This is a genomic window from uncultured Acetobacteroides sp. (genome assembly GCF_963667355.2).
Classification (GTDB): Bacteria; Bacteroidota; Bacteroidia; order Bacteroidales; family ZOR0009; genus Acetobacteroides.
The window spans coordinates 692,766-710,773 of sequence record NZ_OY763328.2 but is presented as its reverse complement, the minus strand read 5'-3'; the positions used below and the strand labels follow the sequence as shown (position 1 = coordinate 710,773).

The window sequence follows — 18,008 nt, the reverse complement described above, 5'->3', positions numbered from 1 at the left end:
AGTATGGGAATCTTTGCCTAGCGAAGGAACTTCACGTATAAGCACATCTAGGCGCAGCCGTACCAGCAGCTGCGCTTGTTTTTTACTACTTTTGGGTGGCGGACGAGAGGCTGCCAAACTTTTTTCGAATCGATAAATAAGTAAGTTGATGGAAAATATAGAGGTTAAGCGGGCATCGGTAAACGACATAGAAGCACTGCAGGCAATTGGGCGGCAAACCTTTTTCGAGACATTCTCGGCCGAGAACACGGCAGAGGATATGCAAAAGTACCTAAGCGAAGGCTTCTCCGACAAGAAGCTGGCCGCCGAGCTTGGCGACCCCAACTCGGAGTTCTACCTTGCGCTGCTCGACGGTAGCGTAATTGGGTATCTGAAGTTGAACTACGGCCCGTCGCAAACCGAGATAAAGGATAGCGAAGCGCTAGAGATAGAGCGAATTTACGTGCTGAAGGAATTCCACGGGAAAAAGGTGGGGCAGCTGCTCTACGCGAAGGCCATGCAGGTGGCCCAGCAGATGAACGCCAGCTACGTGTGGCTGGGCGTATGGGAGAAGAATCCGAGGGCAATTAACTTCTACCGCAAAAATGGCTTTGTGGAGTTCGACAAGCACGTCTTCCAGCTGGGCAACGACGAGCAGACCGACATCATGATGAAGCGGCCGCTGAAAAGTAGGTAAGGAATATTGTAGCGGCAACTCCAACGGAGAATGATAGTAAATACATATAGTATGGCGGATAGCGTAAAAAGGTATAGTACGATTGGATGTTGTGGAATTGACTGTGGATTGTGCCCTCGGTTTCATACCAAGGGAGCTTCGGTTTGTCCTGGTTGTTGTGGTGAGGGTTTTAGGGAGAAGCACCCCTCGTGTGGCGTGGCTACGTGCTGTGCAAGCAAGCGGGGACTCGAAACGTGCGCTGATTGTGGCGATTTCCCCTGCCATCGATTCAAAACCGAGAGTGCGGGAGCCGATTCCTTTGTCACGCACCGAAAGATGCTGCCCAACTTGGACTTTATTAAGGAAAATGGAATCGAGCTTTTTGTAGATCAGCAGCAGATGCGGGTTGATATCCTCACCGATTTCCTCCAGAAGTGCGACGATGGGCGTTCCAAAAGCTTCTACTGTATCAACTGCGCACTACTGCCCATCGGTGAGTTGCAGGATAGCCATAGATATATGGTTTCACTCGGAGATTTGGTAGATACAAAAGAAAAGAGCAAAAGGCTAGAGAACTACTTACAGATTATAGCAAAGGATTTGATGGTTGATCTGAAGCTGATCCGTAAGAAGTAAAACATCTTCCATCTTTACGCAATAGCTTATGTCTTAAAAATGGGAAAGAAGTATAGCCCTTGGCTCGGCGGCATGAGCCCCATTTCGTTCTGGTTGCAATGCCGTCAAACAGAAATAGCAGTTTTAAACTGCAAAGAATTGGAGTGTTATTAGCGTGCATTTTGATTGCAGCCTATAGGCTACTTAATAAAGTTGAAGTTATAACCTTCGGTTAGCCTTGGAAGACGAATACATCACTCTTCGGCAGTCATACCTGATTCACCAGTCACCAGCATGTCTAACATCTAACGTCTGAACTGTCTACGTATTTTCCCCATCCCAAAATATTCAGTGATTTCCACCTTGAAAATCGAATTCCGTAGTTGTAAATTGAGCAGATTAAATGTTTTATCGGACAGGTAGATCGCAGCAGGAGTAAATTCACCCTCTGACTAGGAGATGGCTCCCGCAAAGTGGGGTCGCCGATGAACAAAATCCTTAAAGTCAAAAGTTATGGAGACAAAAACAATTTTTTTCAGCTCGTTAGATTCTATTCTGAACGGACGTTCGCTACTAAAGCAGGGTAACACCGTAGATCCCCACTCCACCTACATCCAAAACTATGTACAGGTGTGCAACTACGTATCGTCGGTAAACAAGAGTGAACTACCCGTACTAAGGAAGGCACCTGCCCATTGGGATGAGTATCAGAAGAGCCTGATCGATGCAAAGGCAGCCTCCATTAAGTGGGTCAACGAGATTGCGGCCAATTTAAAGGAACTCCCCACGGAGCTGATGGATTCGAATGAGGATGTTTTAGACCTCTTCCAAAAGGCGATTGATCATTGTGATAAGCTGATCATAGACCCAACTGACGAGTTTGCCCGTAAAAAGCTCAAGCAGGATATTAACAACAGCCTAGAGGAGATACACGACCTCTCCCAAAAAATAGAGAGGGTGATTCAGCGAATGAGCGAATTCAGGGATACCCTTCCCCAGCAGGCGGCCAACCTGCAGCATATTGCAGATCTGGCAATGCAGGACGAAAAAGTGGACAAGGACAAAATCGAGGAGCTGCAAAAGAAGATTGGCGAAATTAAGTCTGAAATTAGCAGTTTGACGGGGGCAATCGTTGGGCTCTCAATAGCTCTAGGTGCTTCGATTATTCTTTCGGTGGTGGCCGTGGCGGTGGCCGGACCAATCGGTATGCTCACCTGGATATTTACGGGAGCAGCAGCGGCAGTTGCGACAACCTATATTGTAATCGACTCCATTAAGCTTAACACCCTGAAACAGGAGGTTAAGGCTTTGCAGCATGATATGGACGATTACACCGCCGATGTTGCCACCCTGCAGGTGGTTGCAAAAACGTTCCAGGAGCTGGCCGAGCAGGCAATAGCAGTTGAGGATAACATGAAGTATATTCTGGATATCTGGAAGGCGCTCGATTACGACTTGACTCAGATCTCCAAGGAGATTGAGAAGTCGGGTGAGAAATACAGTTCTCAGGATTGGGCTGGTGTAAAGACCGGATTCCAGAACGCAACTACGTTATGGAAGCAATTCCAGGAGGAGGTAAAGCTTTGCAGCCTTGAGGAGATGAGCGGCAATACCGCCAAACTCGATATCGGAATGTCGAGCGAGGAGGTGAAGCAGCAGCTGGATGCAGGTAAGAATGTCGAGCTTATTGAATACTTGACAGCTTAGCAATGCGCCTGCAACGCTGTCCGTACTACTATTCGTCTGAGGCTCCTGCCCATAGATGTCATGCTACGCGGAAAACTTCCCTAAATGCGATCATGCCGGACGAAAGTCCCTGTATCTCCTAAGAGATAGCACTCCATGTTTTGATCTTAATATGTCATAAGGCAGCACCCGAATGGAGTGCTGCCTTTGCTCTAAGTAGGAGTAGGAGCTTGCTACTGCTTTACCTCAATTCGAGGATCTTCCTTAAAGTATCCGTATAGCTGCTGCGTGCCGTCTGTTCCCCTCTTGTAAACTTCGAAGCAGAAGTGGTATGCCTCAGAGCCTCTATTTTCTATGGCTGCATCAACGAATGGGAATGTTCTAGTTTCAGAAACGAGCGTGAGAGGATCCTTCCGGGATGGAACTTTTACCTCTTTTTGGTAGTTGTGATAGCTGGTGGTGGTGTTGTAAAACACATTCTCGTCCCCGAAAATCTTATAGATGTAGGCGGCATGATCCATGTTAGAGGTTTCGGACTGTGAGGCCCAGCAAATATGGTCACCCACCTGTGCATTTACCTTTAGGTCCGTTGTGCCCGAGTACATGCTGCTGTTGTAGGTAGCAACCATGTATATTGGATTAAATGGAACCGTTTTTTTAGGATCGTTAGGATCTGGAACTTGCCTGGTGTTTATCATTGTAGGGTTGTTCGGATCTTTGGAAATGGCATACCACTCTGGATGGTCGATAATGGCTTGCGTGTCGATGGTGGTATTCACGTAGAGAATTTGTTGCGTAGACTTTAGCGCCAACATGTCGCGAATTTCATTGTTTTCTGCCTCTTTTCTAATCATGGCTAATTCGTTTTATATTTTGCCTACTCGTGGGTTTTTCGGCACCGACCACCTCGTCTTTTTGGGGATTGGGTGTAGCCCAACTTGTTGTATTCATTTTTTTGTGAGCTAAATGTACATCGGTAGTTTTCGATATGTCAATAGAATAGAGGTTAACGGATGTGTGTATTGCCTAAATAATGCAATACAATATATTGCACTTTGTCTTTTTTTGTTTGATAGTTAGGCTGAGATTTTGGTGATTCTCGCTGGGCATACGCTTTTGTTATGCTCCCGTTGTCAAGGCTTTCTTCCTGTTATGGTCAGTGTAAGTTTTCACTTAGCAAAGCGATGTTGGTACGGTTGGCATTTTATATATTTACTTCATTAAAATGTTGTACCAAAACATCTCATCCATGCTAGAAATTCCCGAATCGAAAACCATTAGTCGGCAGGCCAGCGAAACCTTAACCGGAAGAACGATTACCGAGGTGGTTAACGCCACCAGCCCCCATAAGTTTGCCTTCTATAGCGGCGATCCTACGGCTTATGGGGCGCTGCTCATCGGCAGAACGGTTGTATCAACCCGAGGGCACGGCATGTTTGCCGATATCTGCCTCGATGGCGATGCCACCATTACAATTGGCGATGGCACCAACATGCGCTACTATGTACCCTCAGAGCCACGCCCTGCCAAGCACCAGCTGCTGCTTGGGCTCGACGATGGTAGCAGCCTTGCCTTTACCGTTGCCATGTACGGCAGCATCTGCGCCTACAGGGGAGCGCTCGATAGCAAGTACCACCAGCGTAGCCTCGGCAGCATCTCTCCGCTCGACGATGCCTTTGATGAGCAGCTCTTCGAAAACATTTTTAGGAGTACCACCAAGGATTTGTCGATGAAGGCGCTTCTGGCAACCGAGCAGCGTATTCCCGGATTGGGGAACGGTGTTTTGCAGGATATCCTCTTTAATGCGGGTGTTCATCCTAAGCGGAAGAAATCTACGCTCTCCGACTTTCAGAAGGCGGAACTCTTCCATTGCCTGAAGGTGACGTTGCAAAATATGACCGATAGGGGAGGGCGCGATACCGAAAAGGATCTCTTCGGAAATCCCGGAGGGTACAAAAGCGTGCTGTCGAAAAACACCTATTCGGCTCCATGCCCCAATTGTGGCGATACCATTATTAAGGAGGCCTACTTGGGCGGTACCATATACTATTGTCCCACTTGCCAGCCGCTACTCAAATAGGAACTCCGGTATTTTAAGAGCATTGGTCGACTTTTGGTATTTCACATCATCTAACTCCTTATTTATTCGTTTAGTTCTTCAGTAACATGGAAGATATCAACATCGCCTCTTTTTTTGGAAGCCTTTTGCCGCGTAGAAACGAATTTATACCTTACTTTGTAGCATATAAATAAAAAGGAGCATTAGCCCGAATGAGTACGAAAGAGAAAACCACTAAGAAAGAGACCGCTAAAAAGGAGAATCAAGTCGCCGAAAACCACATGGATGGGCGCTACAGCTTTATTGTAGGCATCTTTATCCTTTTCTTTGCTGCCTACCTGCTGCTGGCTATCGTTTCCTACTTCTTCACCTGGGAGAGCGACCAGAGCTTCATCTGGCAAAAGGTATTTTCGAGTAGCCTGATATCTGTCGATAACTGGACTGGAAAGGTGGGTGCCTTCCTTTCGAATGCCCTCGTGAATAAGGGCTTTGGCATATCTGCTATTGGCTTTCCGTTTATCATGGCGCTCATCGGGCTCCGCGTGCTTAAGTTCCGCCCTTATCCATTTCGCAAGACGTTGCGGACCCTAGTCCTAGGGATTATCCTACTGTCGGTAATTCTGGGCTTTGCCTTTGGCGAGGCAAAGGGAACCTTGGGTAGTGGGCTAGGCGGCGAGCATGGCTACTTCGTTAGCAAGTGGATGTCTGCCTTTATCGGCAAACTGGGAACTTTCTTTGTCCTGCTGTTTGTAAGCATTATCTACGCCATCTCCATCAACCGTAATACCATTTTTTATATAAATAAGACGGTGGTGGCTGTTGCCGATCTGTTTAGGTCGAAACCTGCAACTCCTTTAACCGAATCGTTCGAAGAGGAGGAATCGGTAGAGGAGGAGGTAGAGGTCCGTAACGAAGAGCCAAAGCAAAAGCCAGCGGTAAAGGATACCCAGATTGTTCGTGCTACCGAAACCGAGCAGGCAAAGGAAGCCACCTTCACCATTGTTCGCGACGAAGAGGAGGAGGAAGATTCCTACGAGCAGGAGGATGTTAACGAACAGGAAGAGGTAAACAAATCTGTCGCCTTCCCTTACAACGGGGCTGTTGTGCCTCCTTTCGATATTGATGATAAACCAGTAGAACCGCTCACTCCAATACTGCTCGACGATAGCAAGGTGAAGTTTATGCTCGAGCAGACATCTGAGGAGAAGGATGCTGACGAAGACGTTATCAATAGTGAGCTGTACGATCCTACACTTGAACTTTCGTCGTACCAGCGTCCGCCTATCGAATTGCTCGAAGACTACAAGTCGAATTTCCGCGTTACCGAGGAGGAACTCATCGCCAACAAGGAAAAGATTGTAACCACGCTAGCCAATTATAAGATTCAAATCGATAGCATTAAGGCAACCACCGGTCCAACCGTTACGCTCTACGAGATTGTTCCGGCGCCGGGTGTTAAGATATCGAAGATTAAGAACCTTGAGGATGATATTGCCCTGAACCTTGCCGCGCTGGGTATCCGTATCATTGCGCCAATTCCCGGAAAGGGAACCATCGGTATCGAGGTGCCCAACCAGAAACCCGATGTGGTGTCGATGCTCTCCATCCTTAAGTCTGCAAAGTTTCAGGAGTCAAAGTTCGATTTGCCTATTGGTTTGGGTAAAACCATCTCCAACGAGAACTTTGTTGTCGATTTGGCAAAGATGCCCCACCTTTTGGTGGCTGGTGCAACCGGACAGGGTAAGTCGGTTGGTTTGAATGCCATTCTAACTTCGCTGCTCTACAAGAAGCACCCCTCGGAGTTGAAACTGGTGATGGTCGATCCTAAGAAGGTGGAGTTAACGCTCTACTCTAAGATTGAGCGCCACTTCCTAGCAATGATTCCCGATTCTGATGATGCCATTATTACCGATACGCAAAAGGTTATTTATACGCTTAACTCGCTTTGTATCGAGATGGACTCGCGCTACGACCTGCTCAAGAAGGCGCAGGTGCGCAACATCAAGGAGTATAACGAGAAGTTTGTATCGCGCCGCTTGAATCCGAACAACGGTCACCGATTCCTTCCATACATCGTGGTGGTTATCGACGAGTTTGCCGACCTGATTATGACGGCTGGTCGCGAGATTGAAACGCCTATTGCCCGTTTGGCTCAGCTGGCTCGTGCCATCGGCATTCACCTGGTGATTGCCACCCAGCGTCCAACCACCAATATTATTACGGGGGTAATTAAGGCTAACTTCCCTGCGCGTATCGCCTTTAGGGTAACCTCGATGATCGACTCGCGTACCATTCTTGATCAACCCGGAGCCAACCAGCTTATCGGTAGGGGTGATATGCTTATCTCAACAGGCAGCGATCTTACCCGCGTGCAATGCGCCTTTGTGGATACGCCCGAGGTGGAACGAATCACCGACTTTATTGGCAACCAACGAGCCTACTCTACTGCGTACCTGCTACCAGAGTACGTTCCCGAAGGGCAGGGCGATGCTGCTGCCAGCGTCGATCTCGACAAGCGCGATTCGCTGTTTGACGAGGCTGCTCGCCTTATTGTGCAGAATCAGCAGGGATCAACTTCGCTTATCCAGCGTAAGTTTAGCATTGGCTACAACCGTGCTGGTCGAATTGTCGATCAACTGGAGGCTGCCGGAATTATTGGACCATTCGAGGGTAGCAAGGCTCGTCAGGTGCTTATTACTGATGAGCTCAGCCTCGAACATATTCTAAACGACTTAGACAACAGATAGCATAAGATGAAACGAGCATGTTGGCTACGATGCAACCATAGCTGAACGTCGATATGCGAACTACATCCTTCGGCTCAAAAAACAAATTATTTTAGGATGAAAAAGTTACTATTCCTACTGTTAGCCATCGTTACAGGTGGTGCAGCGATGGCGCAAGATCGTCAAGCAAAGGAAATACTCGACAGGCTCTCGGAGAAAACGAGATCTTACAGCACCATAACTGCCGAGTTTACCATTTCAATCAACAATAGAAAGGATAAGGTAAAGGACACTCAGCAGGGCAAAATGCAGCTTAAGGGAAGCATGTTTAAAATATCGATGAAGGCTAGCGATATTTATAGCAATGGTCGTGTACGTTGGACTCACGTAAAGGAGGCTGCTGAGGTTAACCTTCAAAATGTAAATCCAAACGATCCCAGCATCCTTAATAATCCTGCGAAGCTATTCAACGCTTACCTTACCGATTTTAAGTATGCCTATAAGGGAACAAAAAAGGAGTCTGGAGTAAAGGTCCAGGAGATTCATCTTTTCCCAAAAGATCTTAAGGCTGCTTACTCGCAGGTTAAGTTAATGATCGAAGAAAGTACAGGAATGCCTAAAACTGTAATATACGTAGGGAAAGATGGTGTAACTTATACCGTCAGGTTTACAAGGATTACCCCTAATCTTTCTATGTCGAATGCAGAATTCGTATTTAACACTAAGGCGCATCCCAATGTCGAAGTTATCGACATGAGGTAAGTTCGCAACAATGCTACAAAGCAAGAGAGGCTGCCATCGTTGGCAGCCTCTCTTGCTTTGTAGCATTGTTGAGTATTACCAATGCCGATTTCGATGTGTTTCTCTTTTGTTGGGCTAAATGTTTGTTATTTAAATATTAGAAGATGGCATGTTGTGCTTGATGAATTTATATTAAAGATTGCTATTAAGCAAATGTTTGTTTGGGCTTATTAGCATTTGGAAATGGTTTTTATCTGTGGCCCTATCCCAATGTTTTACTGCTTTGGGGTGTGTTTTAACTTCATTTTAATGTGTTAATCTATTGGAATGAGAAGTTGTTAGTGTTGTTTTGCCGTACTCTGTATCAATACATTTGTACTTAATTAAATCGAATATCTATGTTTTGGTTTGAACTCTTAGTTGTTCTACTTGCAATATTTGTAGGAGCGAGGTTGGGAGGTATTGGTCTTGGTGTAATGGGTGCCATAGGCTTGGCCATCCTTACTTTTGGTTTTCATCTTCAACCAACAGTTCCTCCTATTGATGTAATGTTGATGATTGTCGCAGTTGTTACCGCTGCTGGAGCATTACAGGCTGCAGGAGGATTGGATTACTTGGTGCATTTGGCCGAAAAAGCATTGCGAAAAAATCCTAAGCAAATTACTTTTTTAGGACCTTTTGTTACCTATGTTTTTACCCTTGTTGCAGGAACTGGGCACGTTTCCTATTCGGTTCTTCCAGTAATCGCTGAGGTGGCTACCGATTCGAAAATACGACCTGAACGACCACTTTCCATATCTGTTATTGCATCGCAACAGGCGATTACAGCAAGTCCGATATCTGCAGCCACTGTGGCATTACTTGGCATGCTAACTCCTTTTGGAATTGGGCTTGCCGATATTCTTGCAATTTCTATTCCTGCAACGCTTACAGGTGTGTTTGTCGGAGCTTTGTTTGCATCGCGCATGGGCAAAGATCTTGATAGTGATCCTGAATACCTTAAGCGTTTGAACGATGGACTTGTAGAACCTCTTGGTAAAGATGAGGGAAGCAAGAATGTTCCTACAACCGCAAAGGTGTCGGTATGGCTATTCCTTTTGGGTGCTGTGCTTATTGTACTTTTCGGGTCATTCGATTTTTTACGACCAGAATGGATTGTAGATGGTAAGGCAACGCGTTTAGGCATGCCGGAAACAATAGAAATAATCATGCTTTCTATAGCAGCGCTAATACTGATTTTAGGGAAGGTTAATGTGGCAAAGGTGGGAAAAGGGTCTGTTTTTTCAGCAGGAATGCAGGCTGTTATTGCCATCTTTGGTATTGCATGGATGGGTGATACTTTCTTCAAGGGTAATATGCCATTTCTACAAAGTTCGTTGTTGTCGATGGTTACCACCTATCCTTGGCTTTTTGCCTTTGCGCTGTTTGTTTTATCGATTCTACTTTATAGCCAAGCCGCCACGGTTAGGGCATTAGTTCCTTTTGGTATTGGGCTTGGCTTACCTGCTGCTTCTATTATTGCAATGTTTCCAGCCGTAAACGGATACTTCTTTATCCCTAACTATCCGACAATTGTTGCTGCAATTAACTTCGACAGAACAGGGACAACCCGAATCGGGAAATATGTGCTGAATCATAGTTTTATGATTCCAGGTTTAGTGGCTACGGCAGTAGCTATTGCTGTTGGTTTTATGTTGGCTACTATTATTTTATAGTCGAATATAAAAACGTGAGAAGATGAGAAAGGTATCGATTAGAAGAGCAATTAGCATAGCATTTTTGCTGATGCTCGGTATTTTTACGTTTAACAACTTTGCATTTGCTCAGGTAAAACCCAAAATTGCTATTCTAGCAACAGGGGGGACAATTGCCGGGGTAGGGCAATCGGAAGTAGGCTCGGCGTACAAGTCAGGAGCAATTACGGTTGATAAACTTCTTGCTGCTGTTCCTCAAATTAATACACTTGCGACCGTTCAAGGTGAGCAGGTTGTACAAATTGGTAGTCAAGACATGAACGACATGGTTTGGCTTAAGTTGGCAAAGCGCATTAACGAACTTGCAAAAACAGACGTTCAGGCGTTTGTAATTACTCATGGTACCGATACGCAAGAGGAAACAGCGTACTTTCTTAACCTTGTGTTAAAGACAGACAAGCCTGTTGTTTTAGTAGGATCAATGCGTGCATCTACAGCAATAAGTGCAGATGGACCTAAGAATCTTTATGATGCCGTTGCTTGTGCAATTGATCCATCTTCAAAAGGACGCGGTGTAATGATTGTTATGGATGATAAAATATTAGGTGCCGACGATGTTACAAAAACAATGACAACTACTGTTGAAACCTTTGCTTGTCCTAACTACGGTCCTCTAGGAATAATGTATAATGGGAAACCAATATATACTAGAGTTTCGTTGAAGAAGCATACTGTAAAAAGTGAGTTCTCTGTCGATAATTTATCAGTGCTCCCTAGAGTAGAGATAATTTATGGCTATGCCAATGTTACCCCTTTATTTGTAGATGCTGCTGTTAAGGCAGGTGTTAAAGGCATTGTTTATGCAGGGGTAGGGAATGGAAATCCTTCGACAACACTTCAAGATGCTCTAGTTGCTGCTCGTAAGTCGGGAGTTGCGATTGTTCGCTCATCCAGAGTATTTAGTGGACCCACTTCTCAATTTGACGAGGTCGATGATGATAAATGCGAATTTGCCGCTTCGTGGTATAAAAATCCTCAAAAGGCTAGAGTCTTACTAATGCTTGCACTTACCAAAACCAACGACTACAAAGAAATTCAGCGAATGTTTGTTGAATACTAGTTATCCCTATGCTTTGTAAGTATAGTTCTTTTAGTTACTCAACGTAATCGAATTTTAATAGGAGGACAAAAATGATGAAACGGACATGTACAATTATGGTAGGGGTGCTCTTATTTGGAATCGGAACAACCGCATATGCGCAGGAATTTAAACCTGAATACATAAGGAGTAATGCGATCTTCCAAGTAGAAACACGTGTAGATGCACTTACTCAGTTCGATGATGGTTATTTTGACACTCATGGAATATGTAAGAACTTCAACCTTGTATTAAAGGGGAAACTTTCCAATCGTATTAGTTATAAGTTTCGTCATCGCCTGAACAGAGCAGCACAAGGAGATGATAAATTCTTGAATGCTACTGATGCGGCGTGGATTGCCTTTAATGCTACAGACAAATTTATTATTACTGCAGGAAAGCAAACCGTTGCGTTAGGAGGCTTCGAGTACGATTATGCACCAATCGATATGTATATTCCTAGTGTTCTTTATGATAATATTCCTGGTTATAAGGTTGGTGTCGATCTTGGGTTTATCATAGGGAAAAATGATTGGCATTTTCAGGTGACCAATGGTGGTTTAGGATATTATGTTGACGGGAATGGCAATATTATTCACACGGAGAGAGTTGGGGATCATACATTCTTAACTTACACCTTTGCTTTAAATGGGCAATATGTAGATGGAATCAACTACCGTCACTCGGTTAACTTCTATGAATATGAAAAGGGGCGTTTTATAAACTTAATTGCCCTTGGACACCAGTTTAATATTGGTAAGTTTTGTTTAGAAGCTGATCTTACTAATCGCGCTTATACCGATGACATGCAACTTTTCAAAGATTATACTTTAACTGGTAATTTTAAGTATGATTTTGGGAAAGTTACAGGGTTCTTTAAGTTAGGGTATGATAAAAACGAAAACTATATTCCCACTCCTAATGTAATAGATGCAAGAGTAGAACAGCTTGTTTATGGAATTGGAATTGAATATTTCCCATTCGAAACGAAAGATGTTCGTTTCCATGCCTTTTATGCAAATGGGAGGTATGATATGATGAATAATGCAAAAACTGGAACTAACTTGATCAATTTTGGAGTCCGCTGGAATCTCAGGTTGCTGTAAGTTGTATAGTTCCTTAAGTGTGTAGTTTCTTATAGAAAAAGGGGCTGTCTAAAAAGGATAGCCCTTTTATTACAAGTGCTACTAAGGTATTGGGGGTATCCCAAGGTAAGTTGGATTGGTTGTAAAATGGCTTTTCAATGGGGGATATACTCTTTTTTTTCGAAAAAACATTTCCCTCCAAGGAGTTCATTTTAAGGGAGGCAACGTTCGTTAACGCGTTAAGGTATGGTGTAGGGGTTGCAGGTTCGGAAAAAGGCAGTACTTTTGCATCCGCAATCGGGAACAACGGCGCCTTCGCAGGGAGGGCTAGCGGGAACGGGAGCGAGGCTCTTTAACATAAGCGGCTTAGGAGGTAAGCCGGAACGGACGAGGGAGTAGCGAGAGCACCGGCCGCCCAGAAGGGTTTTAGGACGGAAAGCCGCGAAGGGGCAACCGAAAAAAAAGTTGGCCAACCGCTTGGAAGTTTCGAAATAAAGCCTACCTTTGCAGCCCGCAAATGAGGGAGCGGGTCGCTGAGAAGCGGCAAAAAGTAATAGGTTCTTTGAGGAAGTGCAGTGAAAAGATAGAAAACGATTAGGATGATTTATTAGACTAACGTAATCCTGATGGGCTAAGGAAACAACAGGGGAAGCAATTCCCCGAAATCAACATCTTCTACTATGGAGAGTTTGATCCTGGCTCAGGATGAACGCTAGCGGCAGGCCTAACACATGCAAGTCGAGCGGTAGAGGACCTTCGGGTTCTTGAGAGCGGCGCACGGGTGCGTAACGCGTATGCAACCTACCCTTTACAGGGGAATAGCCCGTCGAAAGGCGGATTAATGCCCCATGGCTCCCAGGTTCGGCATCGGATTTGGGGTAAAGATTTATCGGTAAAGGATGGGCATGCGTGCCATTAGCTTGATGGTAGGGTAACGGCCTACCATGGCTACGATGGCTAGGGGTTCTGAGAGGAAGGCCCCCCACACTGGGACTGAGACACGGCCCAGACTCCTACGGGAGGCAGCAGTGAGGAATATTGGTCAATGGGCGCAAGCCTGAACCAGCCATGCCGCGTGCGGGAAGAAGGCGCTACGCGTCGTAAACCGCTTTTGTCTGGGGGTAACCGCAGGGACGTGTCCCTGCCTGCAAGTACCAGACGAATAAGGGTCGGCTAACTCCGTGCCAGCAGCCGCGGTAATACGGAGGACCCGAGCGTTATCCGGATTCATTGGGTTTAAAGGGTGCGTAGGCGGCCCGGTCAGTCAGCGGTGAAAGGCTCCTGCTCCACAGGAGAGCTGCCGTTGATACTGCTGGGCTAGAATCTTAGCGAGGCGGGCGGAATGCGCGGTGTAGCGGTGAAATGCATAGATATCGCGCAGAACGCCGATTGGGGAGCCAGCTCGCCAGCTGAGTATTGACGCTGAGGCACGAAAGCGTGGGGATCAAACAGGATTAGATACCCTGGTAGTCCACGCCGTAAACGATGATGGCTCGCTCTTGGCCTGCAAGGGTCAGGGGCTTAGCGAAAGCGTTAAGCCATCCACCTGGGGAGTACGCCGGCAACGGTGAAACTCAAAGGAATTGACGGGGGCCCGCACAAGCGGAGGAACATGTGGTTTAATTCGATGATACGCGAGGAACCTTACCCAGGCTCGAACGCCGAACGAATATGGGGGAAACTTCATAGCCAGCAATGGCGGTCGGCGAGGTGCTGCATGGTTGTCGTCAGCTCGTGCCGTGAGGTGTCGGCTTAAGTGCCATAACGAGCGCAACCCCTATCGGTAGTTGCCAGCGGGTTAAGCCGGGAACTCTACCGAGACTGCCAGCGCAAGCTGCGAGGAAGGCGGGGATGACGTCAAATCAGCACGGCCCTTACGTCTGGGGCGACACACGTGTTACAATGGCCGGTACAGAGGGCAGCCACCCAGCGATGGGGCGCGAATCTCGAAAGCCGGTCGTAGTTCGGATCGGAGGCTGCAACCCGCCTCCGTGAAGCTGGATTCGCTAGTAATCGCGCATCAGCCATGGCGCGGTGAATACGTTCCCGGGCCTTGTACACACCGCCCGTCAAACCATGGGAGCTGGGGGGACCTGAAGTGCGTGACCGCAAGGAGCGCCCTAGGGTAAAACCGGTGACTGGGGTTAAGTCGTAACAAGGTAGCCGTACCGGAAGGTGCGGCTGGAACACCTCCTTTCTGGAGCGCCATCAGGGCGAAATCTGAGAGCTGCACTTCCCAAAAGATATTGAGCGCCACGAGGCAGACGGCCGCATCGGATGCGGGTGGCGCGCAAACGGTAAATCCGGCTTTAAAACCCGGAGGCACCAGAAGATCTTTGACGTTTGAGGACGAAGCGGCGCATGCGACGGAGTTGATCTCCGGCGGGTGCGCGGAAAGGAGTAAGAAAAGGGCGCACGGGGGATGCCTTGGGTCCTATAGGCGACGAAGGGCGTGGCAAGCTGCGAAAAGCCGCGGGGATCGGCAAGCACGAATCGATCCGCGGATACCCGAATGGGGCAACCCACCTGGCTGAAGGCCAGGTATCCGGAGCAATCCGGAGGCGAACGGGGAGAACTGAAACATCTAAGTACCCCCAGGAGAAGAAAACAATAGTGATTCCCCGAGTAGCGGCGAGCGAAAGGGGATTAGCCCAAACCCATCCGGTTACGGCCGGGTGGGGGTTGTAGGGCCTCCATTACCAACCACGAGCGAAGCTGAAGCCGCTGGAAAGCGGTGCCATAGCGGGTGACAGCCCCGTAGGCGTAGGCGAGTGGGCGGGGGAGGAACCCTGAGTAGGGCGGGGCACGAGAAACCCCGTCTGAATCTGGCAGGACCATCTGCCAAGGCTAAATACTCATAGGACACCGATAGTGAACCAGTACCGTGAGGGAAAGGTGAAAAGTACCCCGAATAGGGGGGTGAAAAAGACCCTGAAACCGTGCGCCTACAAGCGGTCGGAGCCCTTTAGTGGGGTGACGGCGTGCCTTTTGCATAATGAGCCTACGAGTTGCTCCTGTCCGGCAAGGTTAAGTGCGGTTACGTACGGAGCCGAAGCGAAAGCGAGCCTGAATAGGGCGAATAAGTCGGACGGGGCAGACGCGAAACCTTGCGATCTACCCATGGCCAGGATGAAGTTCCGGTAATACGGAATGGAGGTCCGAACCAATAAGCGTTGAAAAGCTTCTGGATGAGCTGTGGGTAGGGGTGAAAGGCTAATCAAGCTGGGAAATAGCTCGTACTCCCCGAAATGCCTTTAGGGGCAGCCTTGGACTTACCACCATGGAGGTAGAGCTACCGATTGGATGCGAGGGCCTCACCGCCTATCAAATCCTGACGAACTCCGAATGCCGTGGTGCGATATCCAGGAGTGAGCCGGCGGGTGCTAATGTCCGTCGACGAGAGGGAAAGAACCCTGACCGCCAGCTAAGGCCCCCAAGAGGCGGCTAAGTTGATGAAACGATGTGCGGCTGCAGCGACAGCTAGGATGTTAGCTTGGAAGCAGCTATTCATTTAAAGAGTGCGTAACAGCTCACTAGTCGAGCGGCTGCGCGTGGATAATAATCGGGCATCAAGCCGTCCGCCGAAGCTGCGGATAAGAAATTATGGTAGGGGAGCATTCCACCGGCGGTGAAGCTGGGCCGTAAGGTCTGGTGGAGCTGGTGGAAAAGCAAATGTAGGCATGAGTAACGACAAGGCGGGTGCGAAACCCGCCCACCGATAGACCAAGGTTTCCTGATCAACGCTAATCGGATCAGGGTAAGGCGGGGCCTAAGGCTAACCCGAAGGGGGATGCCGATGGACAGACGGTTAATATTCCGTCCCTGGCCAGCGCTGCGATGGGGCGACGAAGGAGTGAAAGGACCGCCCGGCGACGGAATGCCGGGTTGAAGGGTGTAGGTATAGGGTGTAGGTTAATAGCCGGATCCTGCCGAACCTGATAGTACCGCGAGCCCACGGGCAAGCGGATAGCGTCCCTAATCCGACTTCCAAGAAAACCCCCTAAGCATCAGGCGCTGGGCACCCGTACCGCAAACCGACACAGGTGGTCAAGGAGAGAATCCTGAGGTGCTCGAGTGAATCACGGCTAAGGAACTCGGCAAACTAGCCCCGTAACTTCGGGATAAGGGGCCCCCACGGTGACGTGGGGCGCAGCGAAGAGGTCCAGGCGACTGTTTACCAAAAACACAGGGCTCTGCGAAACCGAAAGGTGAAGTATAGGGCCTGACACCTGCCCGGTGCCGGAAGGTTAAGAGGAGAGGTCATCGTAAGAGAAGCTTTGAATCGAAGCCCCGGTAAACGGCGGCCGTAACTATAACGGTCCTAAGGTAGCGAAATTCCTTGTCGGGTAAGTTCCGACCTGCACGAATGGTGTAACGATCTGGACGCTGTCTCAGCCGTGAGCTCGGTGAAATTGTAGTATCGGTGAAGATGCCGATTACCCGCAACGGGACGGAAAGACCCCGTGCACCTTCACTGCAGCTTAGCGCTGGTTCTGGGGTGGCGATGTGTAGGATAGGCTGGAGGCTGTGAAGGCGGTACGCTAGTATCGTTGGAGCCGACGTTGAAATACAGCCCTTCGCCACTTCGGGGCCTAATCCCTGATAGGGAGACACCGCTTGGCGGGTAGTTTGACTGGGGTGGTCGCCTCCAAAAGAGTAACGGAGGCTTCCCAAGGTGCCCTCAGCGCGAATGGCAACCGCGCGTGGAGTGCAATGGCACAAGGGCGCTTGACTGTGAGGCCGACAAGCCGAGCAGGTGCGAAAGCAGGGCATAGTGATCCGGTGGTTCCGCATGGGAGGGCCATCGCTCAAAGGATAAAAGGTACGCCGGGGATAACAGGCTGATCGCCGCCAAGAGCTCACATCGACGCGGCGGTTTGGCACCTCGATGTCGGCTCGTCACATCCTGGGGCTGGAGAAGGTCCCAAGGGTTCGGCTGTTCGCCGATTAAAGTGGCACGCGAGCTGGGTTCAGAACGTCGTGAGACAGTTCGGTCCCTATCTGTTGCGGGCGTAGGAAGTTTGAGGGGGTCTGACCCTAGTACGAGAGGACCGGGTTGGACGAGCCTCCGGTGTACCAGTTGTTCCGCCAGGAGCACCGCTGGGTAGCCGCGCTCGGTTGGGATAAGCGCTGAAAGCATCTAAGCGCGAAGCCTGCCTCAAGATGAGACTTCCCTTAAGGGCCGTGGGAGACTACCACGTTGATAGGCCGCAGGTGTACGCGCAGCAATGCGCTTAGCCGAGCGGTACTAATTGCCCGAACGAGCTCCGAGAGGGCCGCGCCCTTAGCGGGCAGACGCCGCTTCGTCCGAAGAATGTCAAAATCTAAAAGATATAAGATTTTAGACGCTAGATATTAGACGCTATATGAGGATTGAATGGCATATGCTATGAAGTCTAAGATCTAGGTGCTAAATACTAGGATCTAAAAGAAGACTTAGGTGGCTAGGCGGCGGGGCTCCACCCCTTCCCATTCCGAACAGGGCCGTTAAGCCCGCCAGCGCCGATGGTACTGCTACACCAAGCGGGAGAGTAGGTGGCCGCCAAACTTATAGGAGCCTCGATCTACTGATCGAGGCTTTTTTACAAAAAAAAGAAATCAGGCGATGT

Annotated in this window: 11 protein-coding genes, 3 rRNA genes and 1 pseudogene; 14 read left to right on the top strand and 1 reads right to left on the bottom strand. The window is 48.5% G+C overall.

Annotated elements, in window-relative coordinates; genetic code table 11:
* The first annotated feature begins 148 nt into the window (after positions 1 to 148).
* From ACHZA1_RS03015 to ACHZA1_RS03000, 4 genes and pseudogenes are all read left to right on the top strand, one after another.
* Positions 149 to 676 carry a GNAT family N-acetyltransferase gene (locus ACHZA1_RS03015; protein ID WP_320053754.1) on the top strand — a complete coding sequence of 176 codons (528 nt, stop codon included), beginning with the start codon at positions 149 to 151 and terminating at the stop codon, positions 674 to 676.
* 30 nt (positions 677 to 706) lie between these two features.
* Positions 707 to 937: pseudogene (locus ACHZA1_RS03010) on the top strand (DUF3795 domain-containing protein); the annotation flags it as partial.
* Between the two features lie 66 nt (positions 938 to 1,003).
* Positions 1,004 to 1,291 (top strand): hypothetical protein, encoded by a 288-nt coding sequence (locus ACHZA1_RS03005; protein WP_320053753.1) that lies wholly within the window; start codon positions 1,004 to 1,006, stop codon positions 1,289 to 1,291.
* A gap of 492 nt (positions 1,292 to 1,783) precedes the next feature.
* Complete coding sequence (locus tag ACHZA1_RS03000) at positions 1,784 to 2,977, top strand: hypothetical protein (RefSeq protein WP_320053752.1); 1,194 nt, start codon at positions 1,784 to 1,786, stop codon at positions 2,975 to 2,977.
* Between the two features lie 212 nt (positions 2,978 to 3,189).
* Here the strand turns inward: ACHZA1_RS03000 and ACHZA1_RS02995 are convergent, their stop codons facing one another.
* The gene (locus ACHZA1_RS02995; RefSeq protein ID WP_320053751.1) at positions 3,190 to 3,810 is read right to left on the bottom strand and encodes an AidA/PixA family protein; all 621 of its coding nucleotides are present in this window, start codon (positions 3,808 to 3,810) and stop codon (positions 3,190 to 3,192) included.
* A gap of 395 nt (positions 3,811 to 4,205) precedes the next feature.
* On the opposite strand from ACHZA1_RS02995, the gene ACHZA1_RS02990 reads away from it, so the two are divergent.
* The 10 genes from ACHZA1_RS02990 to rrf all read left to right on the top strand — a co-directional run bounded on the left by ACHZA1_RS02990 (position 4,206) and on the right by rrf (position 17,947).
* Positions 4,206 to 5,036, top strand: coding sequence for a DNA-formamidopyrimidine glycosylase family protein (locus ACHZA1_RS02990; RefSeq protein ID WP_320053750.1), 831 nt, complete (start codon positions 4,206 to 4,208; stop codon positions 5,034 to 5,036).
* 191 nt (positions 5,037 to 5,227) lie between these two features.
* Complete coding sequence (locus ACHZA1_RS02985; RefSeq protein ID WP_320053749.1) at positions 5,228 to 7,762, top strand: DNA translocase FtsK; 2,535 nt, start codon at positions 5,228 to 5,230, stop codon at positions 7,760 to 7,762.
* A gap of 96 nt (positions 7,763 to 7,858) precedes the next feature.
* Positions 7,859 to 8,503 carry an outer membrane lipoprotein carrier protein LolA gene (locus tag ACHZA1_RS02980; protein ID WP_320053748.1) on the top strand — a complete coding sequence of 215 codons (645 nt, stop codon included), beginning with the start codon at positions 7,859 to 7,861 and terminating at the stop codon, positions 8,501 to 8,503.
* Positions 8,504 to 8,880: 377 nt separating this feature from the next.
* Positions 8,881 to 10,197 carry an anaerobic C4-dicarboxylate transporter gene (locus ACHZA1_RS02975; RefSeq protein WP_320053747.1) on the top strand — a complete coding sequence of 439 codons (1,317 nt, stop codon included), beginning with the start codon at positions 8,881 to 8,883 and terminating at the stop codon, positions 10,195 to 10,197.
* 22 nt (positions 10,198 to 10,219) lie between these two features.
* Positions 10,220 to 11,296, top strand: a complete 1,077-nt coding sequence (locus ACHZA1_RS02970) for a type II asparaginase (RefSeq protein WP_394701060.1) — start codon at positions 10,220 to 10,222, stop codon at positions 11,294 to 11,296.
* 71 nt (positions 11,297 to 11,367) lie between these two features.
* Entirely contained in the window at positions 11,368 to 12,420 is a 1,053-nt protein-coding gene (locus ACHZA1_RS02965; RefSeq protein ID WP_320053746.1) for a porin, read from the top strand.
* Positions 12,421 to 12,557: 137 nt separating this feature from the next.
* Entirely contained in the window at positions 12,558 to 12,755 is a 198-nt protein-coding gene (locus tag ACHZA1_RS02960; RefSeq protein WP_320053745.1) for a hypothetical protein, read from the top strand.
* Positions 12,756 to 13,076: 321 nt separating this feature from the next.
* Positions 13,077 to 14,596, top strand: a 16S ribosomal RNA gene (locus ACHZA1_RS02955).
* A gap of 198 nt (positions 14,597 to 14,794) precedes the next feature.
* Positions 14,795 to 17,672, top strand: a 23S ribosomal RNA gene (locus tag ACHZA1_RS02950).
* 163 nt (positions 17,673 to 17,835) lie between these two features.
* Positions 17,836 to 17,947, top strand: a 5S ribosomal RNA gene (rrf, locus tag ACHZA1_RS02945).
* The 16S, 23S and 5S rRNA genes sit together here, the layout of an rRNA operon.
* Positions 17,948 to 18,008 lie beyond the last annotated feature (61 nt).

Excerpts from the sequence above, each read along its gene's own strand:
- ACHZA1_RS03015 (WP_320053754.1), top strand. The coding sequence starts at position 149 with ATGGAAAATATAGAGGTTAAGCGGGCATCGGTAAACGACATAGAAGCA.
- ACHZA1_RS03000 (WP_320053752.1), top strand. The coding sequence starts at position 1,784 with ATGGAGACAAAAACAATTTTTTTCAGCTCGTTAGATTCTATTCTGAAC.
- ACHZA1_RS02995 (WP_320053751.1), bottom strand. The coding sequence starts at position 3,810 with ATGATTAGAAAAGAGGCAGAAAACAATGAAATTCGCGACATGTTGGCG.
- ACHZA1_RS02990 (WP_320053750.1), top strand. The coding sequence starts at position 4,206 with ATGCTAGAAATTCCCGAATCGAAAACCATTAGTCGGCAGGCCAGCGAA.
- ACHZA1_RS02985 (WP_320053749.1), top strand. The coding sequence starts at position 5,228 with ATGAGTACGAAAGAGAAAACCACTAAGAAAGAGACCGCTAAAAAGGAG.
- ACHZA1_RS02980 (WP_320053748.1), top strand. The coding sequence starts at position 7,859 with ATGAAAAAGTTACTATTCCTACTGTTAGCCATCGTTACAGGTGGTGCA.
- ACHZA1_RS02975 (WP_320053747.1), top strand. The coding sequence starts at position 8,881 with ATGTTTTGGTTTGAACTCTTAGTTGTTCTACTTGCAATATTTGTAGGA.
- ACHZA1_RS02970 (WP_394701060.1), top strand. The coding sequence starts at position 10,220 with ATGAGAAAGGTATCGATTAGAAGAGCAATTAGCATAGCATTTTTGCTG.
- ACHZA1_RS02965 (WP_320053746.1), top strand. The coding sequence starts at position 11,368 with ATGATGAAACGGACATGTACAATTATGGTAGGGGTGCTCTTATTTGGA.
- ACHZA1_RS02960 (WP_320053745.1), top strand. The coding sequence starts at position 12,558 with ATGGGGGATATACTCTTTTTTTTCGAAAAAACATTTCCCTCCAAGGAG.